Annotated in this window: 15 protein-coding genes and 1 pseudogene; 10 read left to right on the plus strand and 6 right to left on the minus strand. The window is 65.2% G+C overall.

Features of this window, described 5'->3' with window-relative positions:
* The first annotated feature begins 116 nt into the window (after window positions 1-116).
* Window positions 117-464: a DoxX family protein gene (locus tag NS1_RS18835; protein ID WP_062986387.1), complete on the plus strand. Its 348-nt coding sequence runs from the start codon at window positions 117-119 to the stop codon at window positions 462-464.
* Between the two features lie 46 nt (window positions 465-510).
* On the opposite strand, the gene NS1_RS39090 is transcribed toward NS1_RS18835, so the two are convergent.
* Genes NS1_RS39090 through NS1_RS18850 form a run of 3 tightly spaced genes read right to left on the minus strand, consistent with a single transcriptional unit; the run spans window position 511 to window position 3870 of the window.
* Complete coding sequence (locus NS1_RS39090) at window positions 511-1089, minus strand: DUF3558 family protein (protein ID WP_169812797.1); 579 nt, start codon at window positions 1087-1089, stop codon at window positions 511-513.
* Entirely contained in the window at window positions 1086-3560 is a 2475-nt protein-coding gene (locus tag NS1_RS18845) for a TPR repeat domain-containing protein (RefSeq protein ID WP_062986391.1), read from the minus strand. The genes NS1_RS39090 and NS1_RS18845 overlap by 4 nt, the downstream gene beginning before the upstream one ends.
* Entirely contained in the window at window positions 3553-3870 is a 318-nt protein-coding gene (locus tag NS1_RS18850; protein ID WP_063816189.1) for a hypothetical protein, read from the minus strand. The genes NS1_RS18845 and NS1_RS18850 overlap by 8 nt, the downstream gene beginning before the upstream one ends.
* A gap of 366 nt (window positions 3871-4236) precedes the next feature.
* Here NS1_RS18850 and NS1_RS18855 point away from each other — a divergent pair, with 366 nt between their 5' ends.
* Genes NS1_RS18855 through NS1_RS18870 form a run of 4 tightly spaced genes read left to right on the plus strand, consistent with a single transcriptional unit; the run spans window position 4237 to window position 7287 of the window.
* Window positions 4237-4593, plus strand: coding sequence for a hypothetical protein (locus NS1_RS18855; protein ID WP_062986395.1), 357 nt, complete (start codon window positions 4237-4239; stop codon window positions 4591-4593).
* A 17-nt stretch (window positions 4594-4610) separates the two neighbouring features.
* Window positions 4611-5246, plus strand: coding sequence for a DUF3558 domain-containing protein (locus tag NS1_RS18860; protein ID WP_084503823.1), 636 nt, complete (start codon window positions 4611-4613; stop codon window positions 5244-5246).
* 2 nt (window positions 5247-5248) lie between these two features.
* Window positions 5249-6586, plus strand: coding sequence for a hypothetical protein (locus NS1_RS18865; protein WP_062986399.1), 1338 nt, complete (start codon window positions 5249-5251; stop codon window positions 6584-6586).
* Window positions 6583-7287 carry an ESX secretion-associated protein EspG gene (locus NS1_RS18870; protein WP_062986400.1) on the plus strand — a complete coding sequence of 235 codons (705 nt, stop codon included), beginning with the start codon at window positions 6583-6585 and terminating at the stop codon, window positions 7285-7287. The genes NS1_RS18865 and NS1_RS18870 overlap by 4 nt, the downstream gene beginning before the upstream one ends.
* 92 nt (window positions 7288-7379) lie before the next feature.
* Here NS1_RS18870 and NS1_RS18875 read toward each other — a convergent pair whose 3' ends face one another.
* Window positions 7380-8105, minus strand: coding sequence for an NADPH-dependent F420 reductase (locus NS1_RS18875; protein ID WP_062986402.1), 726 nt, complete (start codon window positions 8103-8105; stop codon window positions 7380-7382).
* Between the two features lie 110 nt (window positions 8106-8215).
* On the opposite strand from NS1_RS18875, the gene NS1_RS18880 reads away from it, so the two are divergent.
* The 3 genes from NS1_RS18880 to NS1_RS18890 all read left to right on the plus strand — a co-directional run bounded on the left by NS1_RS18880 (window position 8216) and on the right by NS1_RS18890 (window position 10651).
* Entirely contained in the window at window positions 8216-8596 is a 381-nt protein-coding gene (locus tag NS1_RS18880) for a winged helix-turn-helix transcriptional regulator (protein ID WP_062986463.1), read from the plus strand.
* 130 nt (window positions 8597-8726) lie between these two features.
* A complete protein-coding gene (locus NS1_RS18885; protein WP_056816211.1) occupies window positions 8727-9965 on the plus strand; it encodes a sensor histidine kinase in 1239 nt (412 codons plus the stop codon).
* Window positions 9962-10651 carry a response regulator gene (locus NS1_RS18890; RefSeq protein WP_056814516.1) on the plus strand — a complete coding sequence of 230 codons (690 nt, stop codon included), beginning with the start codon at window positions 9962-9964 and terminating at the stop codon, window positions 10649-10651. Before NS1_RS18885 ends, NS1_RS18890 begins: the two co-directional genes overlap by 4 nt.
* A 121-nt stretch (window positions 10652-10772) precedes the next feature.
* Here the strand turns inward: NS1_RS18890 and NS1_RS18895 are convergent, their stop codons facing one another.
* Together NS1_RS18895 and NS1_RS18900 are read right to left on the minus strand one after the other, a co-directional pair.
* Window positions 10773-11102: a hypothetical protein gene (locus NS1_RS18895; protein ID WP_062986404.1), complete on the minus strand. Its 330-nt coding sequence runs from the start codon at window positions 11100-11102 to the stop codon at window positions 10773-10775.
* Between the two features lie 70 nt (window positions 11103-11172).
* Window positions 11173-11997: a DUF3109 family protein gene (locus tag NS1_RS18900; RefSeq protein WP_062986465.1), complete on the minus strand. Its 825-nt coding sequence runs from the start codon at window positions 11995-11997 to the stop codon at window positions 11173-11175.
* Between the two features lie 119 nt (window positions 11998-12116).
* Between NS1_RS18900 and NS1_RS18905 the strand changes: the two genes are divergently transcribed.
* Window positions 12117-13103, plus strand: a complete 987-nt coding sequence (locus NS1_RS18905) for a Ppx/GppA family phosphatase (RefSeq protein ID WP_056816203.1) — start codon at window positions 12117-12119, stop codon at window positions 13101-13103.
* Window positions 13100-13746 (plus strand): annotated as a pseudogene (locus NS1_RS18910) (hypothetical protein); the annotation flags it as partial. The gene NS1_RS18905 and the pseudogene NS1_RS18910, both read left to right, overlap by 4 nt.

The raw sequence follows: 13746 nt of genomic DNA on the forward strand, positions 1-13746 counted from the left end.
CACACCGTTCGACGGTGTGAGGCCGTTGTGCTGTCCGGGGCGATGTCACACTCGCGTCGGCTGTGTCGTCACCTCGGTAGATCCGCGAAACGCGCGGTTGCCGAAGGAGTTACGCCATGTTCACCGCCTACGTCATCGTCACCGTCGTCGCCGCACTGTGGGTGGGGTTCTCGGCGTTCTCACTGCTGCGCCGGGCGCCGTTCGTAGTGGAGCCGCTGGTGGAATACGGCGTCCCGCAGACCTGGTGGACGCCACTGGGAATCGCCAAAGCCCTCGGGTCGATCGGGCTGCTGGTCGGCCTGTTCGTGCCGGTGATCGGGGTTCTCGCCGCGATCGGGCTGATCCTGTACTTCGCGGGTGCGGTGGTGACGGTGCTGCGGGCGCGGTCGTACAAGACCGTGGCGTTCCCGGTGCTCTACCTGGCGCCGGTCGTGGTTGCCCTGGGACTGGGCATCGCCGCTTGAGCGAGCGGGGGGCTCGCTCAAGCGGCTCTGTTCGGTGCCGAGCATGTCACCTGTGTGCTTCGATCATCCGCACGAGGTCTTCCCCCATCTCCATGGCTCTGCGGCAGGAGTAGTCGTCATCGGGCAGCGGCAACATCCCGTCGCTATAGAAGATGAACAGAGAGTCGCGAGCCAACTGGATTTGGATCGAGCAGGTCGGTTTGCCGGCTTGGCCGGGCCTTTCCCGCCAGCTCAACATTTCGGCGGGACGATCTGCGATCGTCACCTTGCGCCTAGGCGGGTGTTCGAGTTCATCAGCTGAGCCGAGGCGCGCGTCGTTGAGCCCAATAGTTACCCTGGAATATTCGGCTACGTTCGTCTCGAAGTAGCACCCCTGAGCATCCCTCAGTGACATCATCGGCTCTTTCGCTACCCTGCCCGGAGCCTTCAAACCGTATTTCTCGATGAACCCGACCGTAAGGTCCTTGCATGGGTCGAAGGCTACCGAAACGGATACCGTTGTCGTTGCGGCTTCCCCTTCGGTCTCACCGGAATTCGACGAACAGCCCGCTGTCAGTATGCAGGCAAGTACCGCTGTGACTGCTGCGGCGTCATACCATTTCGGTCGTTCTATTGTCTGCCTCACTTCGACTCCGCCTTGCCTGTCACGTATTCTTTCACCCTCGATGGATCTGATATCAAACCAGTATTTAATGCGGTCGAATGTGCTTGCCCGTATCTGGTGACATAATCTTGCATTCCACGATCGGCCAGAGTGCTGTTCAGGGCCGTCAATGCCGATCCTGACATTTCTCCGACGTCAACGATTCGACCATTGGAGTCGAGGTAGTCGATTCGGTTTCCGTGTGAATCGATACCGAAGGTGGGGAGCGTTCCCTCCTTCATCATTTCCTGGAGGATAATGCTTCGAACTTCGTTTTCGGAGCGGGTGGTCAATGCTTCGGAGTTAGGTGGAACCAAGCCTTCCTTTTCCGGCTCGGGGTTCCATTTCTCCATAGCCGCATTGTATCCCTCGTCCTTCAAGACTCCGAACACTTCATTTCCGATCACTCCGGCAGGGGATTTCCCGGGGATCTCCAAGTTGTCCAGTGTCAGGGACTTCACGATCTCCGCTGCCTGTTGCCGGTTCTCGAACGTCTTGGTCTTTTCATCGAAGCTGGTCTGGGCGTTCTGCTCGTCCTGCCACGTCAGTGCGTTGTTGATCGCATTCGTATAGCGGCCGTCGAGTTCGGCAAGATTGGGCGCGTTGGTCGCCAACCACTTGGTCGGGTTGTCGCCACCTTCGGCCAACGCTTGACCGATTGTGTTTGCCTCGTATTCTTGACGGCTCACTTCGAGCATGAGTCGGCCACCTTCGGATTGTCCGGCCAGGAACAGCATGCGGTTTGCGTCTGTGACTGAAAGTTCAGCCAGCCGATTGTTGGTTCCCGGCAAGGTCGGGTCATCGACGAGTCCGCTCTCCTGCGCGTGGCCGGAGACATACGAGTCGATATTGCTGCCCATGATATGCGCCATGGAGTCGGCGAGTTTCGGGTTCGTATTGAACGCGTCGACGCTTCGGTTGAAGACGGTTTTGCCGTCCTCGTCTTTCAGTTCTGGGCGTTCGGATGCGGACCCGTCGGGTGCGTCGCCGGAGGGTGCGAAGTATTCGGGAAGTGCGGCGAGGGCCTCGTTCGCTCGCAACCCTTCCTCGCCGGGCTTGTGGGTGTCCTCGGCGATCCAGTCCAACAGTCCCGATGCGGCCTGGCCGTCATCAGGCCACTCGTTTCGGAAGATCGTGTTCCGGAATTCTTCGGCGTCGAACGGGCGATCGTTCTTGTACTCGGATCCGATCTCGGGTGAGTCCGGCATATCGTTGCCTGTCAGCAGCGAGTAGCTCACATCGTCGTTGCGGGTGGCGACTTCCAAGAAACTCTGTGCGCCCTCCTCCATCGTCACACGATCTTCTTCGCTGAAGCCGGGGGGCATGTGCTTCGCGTTGTTCGAGTCGATGTTGTCGAGGTAGGCCGTGATGCTTTCGCTCTGCTTACCGAGTTCGACGCCGAGCTGCTTGCCGGGTTGCATGCCTGGATCGGACTGGTTCAGGAGTTGGCTGAACTGGCCGAGTTCCTGATAGCGGTTGACCAGTTGGTTCTCGCCGTTGTAGGCACCGGTGAAGTCCTCGGCGCGACCGGAGACGAGGTTTTGGAGGTCGGGGGGCAGGTTCGAGTACGAGCCCTTGGATCCGTTGCTGGTGCTCACCTTCTCGTTGGTCATCGCGAGCACGGTGTTGGCGAGGTTGTTTCGTTGCGCGGCCGCGGTGGTGTCGCCGGCGGACTCTCGTGCCAGCAGCTGTTCGTTCAGGCCGAGGATGCCGTCTTTGCCCGCCGACTGGAGGAATGTCTTGTAGTAGTCCTGCGTGCTCTGCGGAAGGGTATTCACCTCGTTGCCCGCGGCCAGCTGGTCGATCTCGAATTGGGAGAGCGCCGGCTGCGGCATCTGCGCGAGGATCTCGTCGATCTTGGCCTTGTCATGGTTCTTGACCGCTTCGGCGAGCTCGGTACCGTCGTCCTTGCCGAAGCGCCCGGCCTGGGTATCGGCCGCGCTGACATCCAAACTGGAACCGAGTAGATCGCCTGCCGACCGAATCTCGGTGGCTTGGCCGGTGATGGCCTGAACTGCCTTGGTGACGGCGTCCTCGAACGGGAACAGTGCGTTGTTGATCAACTGCTGGTGGTCGCGACGCACGTCGGCTTCGACGTTGTCGTAGTCCATCACCTTCCACACGTCGTCGATCGTCATACCGAGGCCCTGCGCGTCGGATACTTTGCTCAGCAGCGTCGTGCGATGCGAAACAACGTTGTCGACTTGCTCGTTGATGACGGTGACGAGCTCGTCGACCTCCATTGCCAGCTTCTGGACCTGGAGGTGATCGCCTGCCACGCGGTCATACGCCGCCAGGTAGGCCGCCCCGGCCCAACTGGCTTGCATGTCCCGCATGTGGGTCATCGTGGTATCGGCGCACACCATCAGCGCACCGCGCGCAGATGCGACCTGGGTACCCCACGTCTTGACGGCTTCGAGGTCCCATTTCTCGACAGCTGAACGCTTATGCATTGTGCACGTCCAGTTCGGACAGCTTCCGGTCGAACTCTTCGTCGGTCATCTGCAAGTTGTCGGCGCAAGTGGTGCACAGCGTGGACACCTGCTTGTAGCGCTCGGCCGCCCGCAAGAACGCGCCCTCGACAGCCAGTGCTGCCTGGGCGGCGGCTTCGGGAATCAAGAAGGTCGCGTCATTCGTGCCACCCGGGAGCGCCGCATCCAACGAACTCGCGCCGGAACGGACGTCCAACGCGTCGATGCTCTCGCCCGCGTTGGTGAGTTTCACCGCGAGGGCACGTATTTGGTCGATGTCAGCCTCGAGCATTGCTCTCCAGTGTTCGAGATAGTTCGGCGGAAGTGATTCTTGTCGCTCGGCGGCTTCGCGGCCGTCAGCGGGTCCGTAGCGGCAGTTGGTGATTCGGATACCGTGCAAGCGTCGTCGCCACCTGTCCCCTCAGCATCTTTCGGTAGTACTCGCCTGATTAGACGCAACGAAGCAGCGTTCGGTTCCGTCCGATCTTCCAGATCCTCGACGATGTAGTGGGCGGCCAGGTATCGGTGGCGGAGGTCCTCGGCCTGTGACGTCTGTCGAATGAGCCGCAGGTCAGGGTGATGTATTCGGCGAGCTGTTCACCGTGGTCGAGTCGGCGCTAAACTGCCGGTCGATGCTCGATCTTGGGAGGGGAGCTCAGTGGCTATCGGTGGGGATGCTGCGGCGCAGCTGTGGAACGCGGCTTCGTCGGGGCAGTTGACGATGGAGCCGGATGCCGCGCGGGAGGTGGCTGGGGCGTATCTGCGGTTCGCGGCGGCCTGCGATGAGTGGGTCGATGAGGCTCGACATCTGAAGTCCATCCAAGGGTTTGGCCTGCTCGATTCCGCACAGCAATTGCAGGTCGGTTTTGCCAACAAAGCGGAATCGGCCAGGCAAGTGCTGGAACAGATGGGCGTGGCGGCACGAGCAATGGCGGACGGATACCTGCAGGCTGCGGGCATCCTTGGCGAAGCGGACGAGCTCAACGCTGCCGCATTGAGCGCAGTCGCGCGATAAAGGAGCGTAGGAGCGAAATGAGATCAAGAAAAGTCGCCTGTTGCGTCGTGCTTGCTTCGGCTCTGGCAGCCTGTGGGGAATCGACGGTTCCCGATGCTCAGAGCCAGTCGGGAGTGGGAGTGCCGACCCAATTGGCGACGGCTCAGACGGCACCTCCGACGTTGACCGACCCGAAGCTACAACCGCCGTCCCAGGACAACAAGTACACGCAATCGACCGGGCGTCCAAAGGTCGTCTTCGACCCGTGCACCTGGATCGGCGCGTCCGATATCGAGTCGGTGGGCTTCGAGTCCGCGTCGCGCAAGCGGGGGCCGGACGTGGTCGCGGAATATACGTTCTTGACCTGTACTTTCCGCAATCCGGACAACACCATGTCGCTGGGTCTGGACTCGGGAAACATCACCTGGGATGAAAACCTGAAGAAGAACGGCAGCTGGCTGGAGCCGACGGTGGTAAACGGCCGCAGGGCTGGGTTCGGCAAAGGTGAGCCCGGGAGCGAGAACGAGTGCCATGTGCAGATGGAGACGAAGGTCGGCGTTCTGCTGATGTGGACCGGTGTCCTGAGCTCAGGCCTACGCCAGAACCTCGACCCCTGCGCCAACATCATGGAAATCGCCTCGGCAGTAGAGAAATCCATCGGTAAGGAGAACTGACCATGGCGGACGGGGGAGGAACGCAAGTTCCGCTGACGGACATTCTGTCGACAACATTCGGGGTACCGCTCGTACCGACGGCCAACGGGAATCAGCAGCAGTCAGGTGCCGAGAAGCAGCAGAGCTCGCTCAGCCACGGGGGAACCGATCCGGCCTACATTCAGAGCGGGAGTTGGGAAGTCTTCGAGGGTCTTTCGCACGAGGACATCTACAACGCCGTGCAGCAGATGCAGCCGGGTGTGATGCAGCAGTTCGGCGACAAGTGGGTCGCGATGTTCACGGAGATATCCGGTGCGGTAACCGGGTTGATGCTGCAGACGGGGCGCGCGTCGTCGAGCCTGGACGGTGCGTTCGCGTCGGCGGGAGAAGCCGCCGGGCGGCGGTTCATCACCGAGGCGACGGATGTGTACACGGTGCTGTCCGCGGTCGGGCATCGGGTGAAGGCCGCGGCTTATGGTGCGGAGGCGGTGAAAGTGGCTGTGCCGGCACCGGTCTCCTCGACCGAGGGGACGAACGTGGGTACCTCGGTGCCCGCGAGTCTGACGGAGCTGGCGGTTCCCGATGGGGCGGCAGCGATCGCCCGCGAGAAGGAGAACCGGCGCCTCGAGGCGATCGCGGCGATGAACCAGACCTACAAGCCGACCTATGGTCCCGCAGGCGAGAACGTGCCGACCTTCGTCGCACCGACCCAGCCCGGCACCGTCGGCGCCAACGGACAGGGTACGGGCGGCGGTGGGTCGGACAACGGTGGTACCACCAGCGGCGACGGTGGAAACAGCACTGACGCGGGGACTTCCGAGGACCCTGGCACCACCGAGGAGACCACCCAGCCCGGCACGACGACCGACGACGAGACAACTACAGCAGGCACGGATACCGAGGACAGCGGCACCGACGATTCTCAGGGGGAGGACAGTACGAACCCAGCGAGCACTACTCCTGCCTCGACCACGCCGGGCACCAACCCATCCGGTGGGCCGCCGGGCTCAGGATCGCCGGGTTCCGGATCTCCGGGGTCGGGATCGCCCGGTGGTTCGAACCAGGGCGCCAGCACGCCAGGCGCGCCCGTTGCCGGGCGCCCGACCGCCGGTGCCGTTCAAAGCCTCACGGCTGCTGGCACTTCCGGTGCGGCCTCGGCCGGACGCGGGATGAGTCCGGGCATGATGGGTGCGCCCGGCGCGCGCGGCGGCGGCAAAGACGACGAGCAGGAACACCAGGCGCCCGACTATCTTCGCGGTGTCCAACCCGAGTTGCTCGGCGAGGAACGGCCGACAGTGCCCGAAGCTATCGGCGCGGACGCACCCGCGACCCGCCTCGCGGACCAAACGGGTGACTCGTGAGCTGGACTTTCACCGCCGACGAGTTCGCGCACGTGTGGCAGGGGGAGGTCGATGACGACCGGTACCCCTTCCCGCTCACGGTGTTCTCGGCAGCCGCCACCCAGGATCGGTACGAGGAGCTCGCACGGGCCGCGGCACAGCGCTGGCCCACCGACGCCGACCCGGACCTGACCGCGGTACTGCGGCATGCGGCCAGACCCGAGACCTCTATGGCGGTGTTCGACGAGGCGGGACCCCGGCTGCGGGCTTACGGTGCGCGGTCAGGGGAGCGCGGCGTCGTGATCCGGCAGTACGACGACAACAGCGTCGAGGTGTTCTCGGGCAGCGCCACAATGGTGGCGCGGGCTTTCGCCACCTTCCTCGGCGAGCAGCCCGCCGGACGCGCGGGACATCTCGTCGAGGACGTCGACCGGCTGGCCGCGCACTTCGAATCCTGGCAGCGCCCAGCCGATTCCGTCGCCGCTCGCATGCACCGGCTCACCGCGGCCGACCGCGCCGCGTACGGACGCATCGAGGTCAGGGTCGGTTTGCATGCCGAACGACCGACGTCGCCGCGATATCTGACGTGGCTCGATGTGGCGGACGACGGACGCTATCTGACCTACCAGCGGTACCGGGATCTGCACATCGAACCGGCGGACAAGCAACGCCTGATCGACGCGATCGAGGCCATCGTGAGCGCCGGTTCGCACGACGACTGAGTCCGAGGCCACGGCGACCTCGGGATCGCGGCGTAGTCGAGTCGTCGGCCCTGGCGCAACCGGAAGATCGGTAGCGCCAGGGCCTTCGGCATTCAGGCGTCGGCGACCGCGAAGGCCGCCGACAGCGGGGGCAGCATCGCGCGGGCGTCGAGGCCGCCGAACCAGAGGCCGACGGTGAAGACCGAGGTCGTCTCCAAGTACCTGGCCCGGTGCAAGCCACCCGCGATAAATGGTTGCAGGGCAAGGTCTTCGGCGAGCCGGGCCACCGTCTGTACCGCCGCCGGGTCGTCGCCGCAGATCGGGACGGCCAGCCGCGCACCGTCGAAGACGCGGTCGGCGCCCGCCCATACCTCGGCGGCGAGCAGATTGAAAGCCTTGACCACGTGGGCGTTCGGTGCGTCCCAGGCGATGCGTTCCGCTACCGCTTCCTCGCTCAGGACGAACGCGGTCACTCCGTCGGGTGCGGATTCGTCGGGCATGAACGCGTTCGTGCAGTCGATGACGGTCTTTCCGGCCAGATCGGGGCCGTGCGCGGCGAGCAGTTCGGTGAGGGCGCTGACCGGCACCGCGAACAGCACTACATCGGCGAAGGCGATCGCCTCGCCGATCGTCGCCGCTCGCACGTCGACCGGCGCGGCAGCCGTTCCGCTCGCCCTGTCGGCCTCCGGTCCCGCGCCACGGATCGCGTTGATCTCGGCCGCGAGTGCTCCCGCCGCGTCGGCCGAGCGGGCGCCGATCCGCACCTCGTGACCCGCCGCGGCCCAGCCGCCGCCCATCGCGGCCGCCATCGCGCCCGCACCGATGATTCCGATTCGCATGAGAACTCCTGTGATTGGCAGGTGCCGAGCTTGATCGCATCGACCACACCGACGCTAGAAAGACCGAAAGGCACCTGCGGGTGCCTTTCGGCGGTGGCACGCTGGTACCCATGACCACCGCTGAATCGGTGCAGTACCCGCCCTACGGTGCCTACGAGGCCGACTGTCCGGCGCGGCTGGCCGTGGACCTGTTCGCGAATTCGTGGCTGCCGGTGGTGGTGTACCTGCTGCGCGATGGTCCGCAACGTCACAGCGAACTTCTCGCGGGCGCGGGCGGGATCAGTCAGAAGATGCTCACCCAGACGTTGCGGCGCATGGAGAAGATGACGCTTGTACGCAGGCGTCGGTATGCCGAAGCGCCGCCGCGAGTCGAATACGAACTCACCGACGCTGGCCACGATCTGCTCGGTCCGATTTATGCGCTCGGTGTATGGGTCGACCGGCACGGGCCCGCGGTGACCACCGCCATGTACGGCGAACCGCCGAACTGACACGCCCGGCGGAGCCTCAGGTGCCTGCCGGGTGAACGGCAAAAGAACGCCATACCAAGTGCCTGTGACCTGCGTGAAACTTCGCCGACCCGCCGACGTTATGTCGGTCCGCACTCGTACGATCAATCTTGTGAGTGTTCCGCAGGCAGTGCTGTTGGCAGTCCTCGCGGCTGTCGTCGGGCTGGCAGTCGGGGGCCTGCTGATCCCGTTCGTCAATGCCAGGCAAGCCGCCCGTACCCAGGAAGACACCGGGCTGACGATGTCGCAGGTGCTCGACCTGATCGTGCTCGCGTCCGAATCCGGCATCGCCGTTGTCGACGAATACCGCGATGTGGTGCTGGTGAATCCGCGCGCCGAGGAACTCGGGTTGGTCCGCAACCGGTTGCTCGACGAACGCGCGTGGGCGGCCGTGGAGAAGGTGCTGGCGACCGGTGAGTCCGCCGAATACGACCTCACCGCCAAGAACCCGCTACCCGGCCGCGGCCGGATCGCCGTGCGTGGCGTGGCCCGCAAGCTCTCCCGCGAGGAAACCAGCTTCGTCGTGCTGTTCGCCGACGACGATTCCGAGCAGGCCCGCATGGAGGCCACCCGGCGCGATTTCGTCGCCAACGTGAGCCATGAACTCAAGACCCCCGTCGGCGCGATGAGCCTGCTGGCCGAGGCCATGCTGGAATCGGCCGACGATCCCGAAGCCGTGCGCCACTTCGGTTCCCGTGTACTCGGGGAATCGCGACGCCTGGGCAAGATGGTGACCGAGCTGATCGCGCTGTCGCGTTTGCAGGGCGCCGAGAAACTGCCCGATCTGGCCGTGGTCGACGTCGACACGGTGGTGCAGCAGGCGGTCGACCGCTCGCGCACCGCCGCCGAGGCCGCGGGCATCACCGTCAGCACCGACCGGCCGAGTGGGCTGGAAGTGCTGGGCGACGAAACGTTGCTGGTTACCGCGCTGTCGAATCTGGTGGAGAACGCGATCGCGTATTCGCCACAGGGTTCGCATGTGTCGGTGAGCCGGTCGCTGCGCGGCGATCATGTCGCGATGGCGGTCACCGATCGCGGCATCGGGATCGCCAAGGAAGATCAGGAACGGGTGTTCGAGCGGTTCTTCCGCTCCGACAAGGCCCGTTCCCGATCGACCGGCGGCACCGGGCTCGGCCTGGCCATCGTGAAACACGTGGCGGCCAATCACAACGGTGAAATAACCCTGTGGAGCAAACTGGGCACCGGCTCGACGTTCACGCTGCGCATCCCCGCTCATCTGGAAACCGATGGTGACGAGGACGCGGAACAGACGCCGGAGTCCACCACGAGAGAAACCACCGTCCCGCGCACTCTCGCGGGACGAACGAACGGTGTGGAGGCACGCAGATGACGAGTGTGTTGATCGTCGAAGACGAGGATTCGCTGGCCGAGCCGCTGGCGTTCCTGCTTCGCAAGGAAGGCTTCGACGTCACCGTCGTCGGCGACGGTCCGTCCGCGCTGGCCGAATTCGACCGCTCCGGCGCCGATATCGTGCTGCTCGACCTGATGCTGCCCGGCATGAGCGGCACCGACGTGTGCAAGCAGTTGCGCACGCGCAGCGGCGTGCCGGTGATCATGGTGACCGCGCGCGACAGCGAGATCGACAAGGTCGTCGGACTGGAACTTGGCGCCGACGACTACGTCACCAAGCCGTACTCGGCGCGCGAGCTGATCGCGCGGATCCGGGCCGTGCTGCGTCGCGGCGCCGGTGACGAGCTGGATTCGGGCAGCGAGAACGGCGTGCTCGAGGCGGGACCGGTGCGGATGGATGTGGACCGGCACACCGTGCACGTCAACGGTGGTCAGGTCACCTTGCCGCTCAAGGAGTTCGACCTGCTCGAGTACCTGCTCCGCAACTCCGGTCGCGTGCTCACCCGCGGACAACTGATCGACCGGGTATGGGGCGCCGACTACGTGGGCGACACCAAGACCCTCGACGTGCACGTCAAGCGCCTGCGCTCGAAGATCGAAGCCGACCCGGCCAAGCCGGAACACCTGGTGACTGTGCGAGGACTCGGCTACAAGCTCGAAGCTTGACCGCCCTCCCCGCGACTCTTGGCCGGATTCAGGCGCGGGGAGACACGCGGGTGCGGCTCAATGAAAAGGTCCCGTCGGATTTCCGACGGGACCTTTCGTTCGCTGACGAGCGGGAGGACTTTTACAACACGCTCCACGCGGTGCCGAGGGGGGTGTCGATCTTCTTCAGGGAGACCACTTCCACGCCGTCGAACTGCTTGCAGTCGTAGATCGGCACGTCGGCGCCGTTGCCGCGGCAGCCGATGGGCGAGGAGGTGCCCATCGTGGAGATGATGATGTATTTGCCGTTCTTGGCGGCGTCGATCGCCGCCGGGTCGTTGTAATTCACGAAGTCGGCCGTGAAGTCCGCGTACGCGGCCGGATCACCGTTCGGTTCGGCATTGGCCAGGCCGGTCATGGAGAGGGTCGCGCCGATCGCGAGGGTCGCTGCGTAGATCGCTTTCTTGGACATGGACAGCTATCCAACCCGAGTTCGGTGACAGATGCACGACCTACAGATGAACCGAATGGTTACGAGGTTTTCACTCCGAGTGATTCGATCCGTGAGATCCAGGGTTCATCCGCTCGGCTTCCACCGTGGCCGGATGCACCGCGACCAGCCCGAGACCCTCGCGTCGGCGGCAGTGCCGGGAGAGTTCGTCGTAGGCGGGCGCACCGAGCAACTCACGCAGCTCCGGGCCGTAGGACTGCCAGACCGGCTTCGCGCCGACGTGGGCATCGGGGGAGCCGGTGCAGTACCAATCCAGATCCAGGCCGCCGGGACCCCAGCCGCGCCGGTCGTATTCGGTGACCACGGTGCGCAGGATCTGCACGCCGTCGGGGCGTTCCACCCAATCCTGGGTCCGCCGGATCGGCAGCTGCCAGCACACGTCCGGCTTCACTTCCAGGGGTTCGATGCCCTTGCGCACCGCCATGATGTGCAGCGCGCAACCGGGGCCCGCGGCGAAACCGGGCCGGTTGAGGAAGATGCAGGCGCCGTCGAAGCGGCGGGTGCGCAAGGCCGGTTCGTCCTCGAGTTCGTCGAGTTCGAGGTAACCCTTCTTGACGACTTTGCCGTGCTCGGTGGCCTCGCTCATCAGCTGCCAGTCCTCGGGTGTGAGCATCTTCACAGCACCGTTGAGGCGTTTGCGATCGTCCTTGTCGGCGAGGAACGCGCCGTGCGAGCAGCAGCCGTCGTCGGGCCGTTCGGCGATGATGCCCTGGCAGGCGGGCGTGCCGAACACACACGTCCAGCGCGACAGCAGCCACGTCAGATCGGCGACGATCTGGTGCTCGTCGTTTGCTGGGTCGGTGAACTCGATCCACTCCCGTGGGAAATCGAGCTCGACTTCCGGGGCAGGATCGATCTTTCGCCCAGGTCGTAGCCCGGTCTCCGCGGTGCCAGATGCGCCTTCGGTCACAGCTGCTGACGCTAACAGTTCAGTCGCCTGGCCTGTGGTACCGGATCACCAAGTACCGTATTCGTGTGCGGCTTGGTGTTCTCGATGTCGGAAGCAATACCGTCCACCTGCTCGTGGTGGACGCCCATCGTGGTGGGCACCCGATGCCGATGAGCTCGTCGAAGTCGGCGTTGCGCCTGTCGGAGAGCATGGACTCGATGGGCCGGATCACCGAAGAGGGCGAGGCCCGACTGGTCGCGACCATCCTCGAGTTCGCCGATCTGGCCCGCAATTCCAAATGCGTCGAGCTGATGCCGTTCGCCACCTCCGCTCTGCGTGAGGCGACCAATTCCGAGGAAGTACTCGCTCGCGTGCGGTCCATGACCGGGGTCGATCTGCAGGTGCTCACCGGCGCGGACGAGGCCCGCCTGACGTTCCTCGCGGTGCGCCGCTGGTTCGGCTGGAGCGCGGGGCGGATCATCAACCTCGACATCGGCGGCGGCTCGCTCGAGCTGTCCAACGGGGGCGACGAAGAACCCGATGTGGCGCTGTCGCTGCAACTCGGCGCGGGCAGGCTCACCAGGGAGTGGCTGCGCGACGACCCGCCGGGCAAGCGCAAGATCGCGGTCCTGCGCGACTGGCTCGACGCCGAACTGGTGGTCCCGTCCAAGACCCTCGTCGAGGCAGGCAAGCCCGACCTGGCTGTCGGTACCTCGAAGACATTCCGTTCGCTGGCCCGGTTGACCGGCGCGGCACCCTCGGCCGCCGGCCCTCGGGTGCGACGTACACTGACCAGCTCCGGTCTGCGCCAGCTGATCGCGTTCATCTCTCGGATGACCGCCTCGGACCGCGCGGAACTGGAGGGCGTGAGTTCGGACCGGTCCCAGCAATTGGTGGCCGGAGCATTGGTCGCGGAGGCGAGTATGCGGGCGTTATCGCTCGACAGCATCGAAATCTGCCCATGGGCGCTGCGCGAAGGCCTTATCTTGCGCAAACTGGACTCCGAGCCCAACGGAGGTGGACCGGCTGCGGTGCCGCCGGTCACGCCGGTCGCGGAAGTGGAGTCGGCATGAGCAGTGAGGATTCGAAGCAGCTATCGGTCGCCGAGCTGCTGGCTCGCAATGCCGCGCAGGGGGCCGCGCCCGCTGCTTCCGGCGGCGGTGGACGACGGCGGCGCAGTGGTCGCGGGCTCTCGGTCAATGATCTGACCGGCGAGAACGCGGCGGTGAAGCCGAATTCGCACGCCGCGCCCGCCCCGCCCGCGCCGGAACCCCCGCCCGCCTATGTCCCCGCGCCGACCTACGCACCCGAACCCGCGCCGACCTACGAGCCGCCCGCGAGTTATCAGCCCGCCCCCTACCCGCCGCCCGGCCCGGCCGAACCGGCCTTCTCGCCGATGTCGGGCCCGATCACCCGATTCGATCCCGACGCGGGGTACTCCGCGCCCGATCCACTCGGTCTCGGCGAACAGCGACCGTCGTCGGATCCGTTCGGTCCGTTCCGCGCCGAAGCCCGCGACACCGGCTCTCGTGCGGGCCGTGGTCCGGGTCGGCTCGGCGTGCCGGGCGGGCCCGCACAGCCGGTCGATCCTGGTATCGCCGAGATGTTCGGCTCCGGTGCGCTGCCCGCTGTCGGTGGCGGCAGACGGCATCGGCCGGACGAGTCCGACGCCGCCCCGTATCCCGAGCCGCCGAAGCCGCCCCCGGTGACCGGTGG

The organism is Nocardia salmonicida NBRC 13393, assembly GCF_001613085.1.
GTDB lineage: Bacteria > Actinomycetota > Actinomycetes > Mycobacteriales > Mycobacteriaceae > Nocardia > Nocardia salmonicida.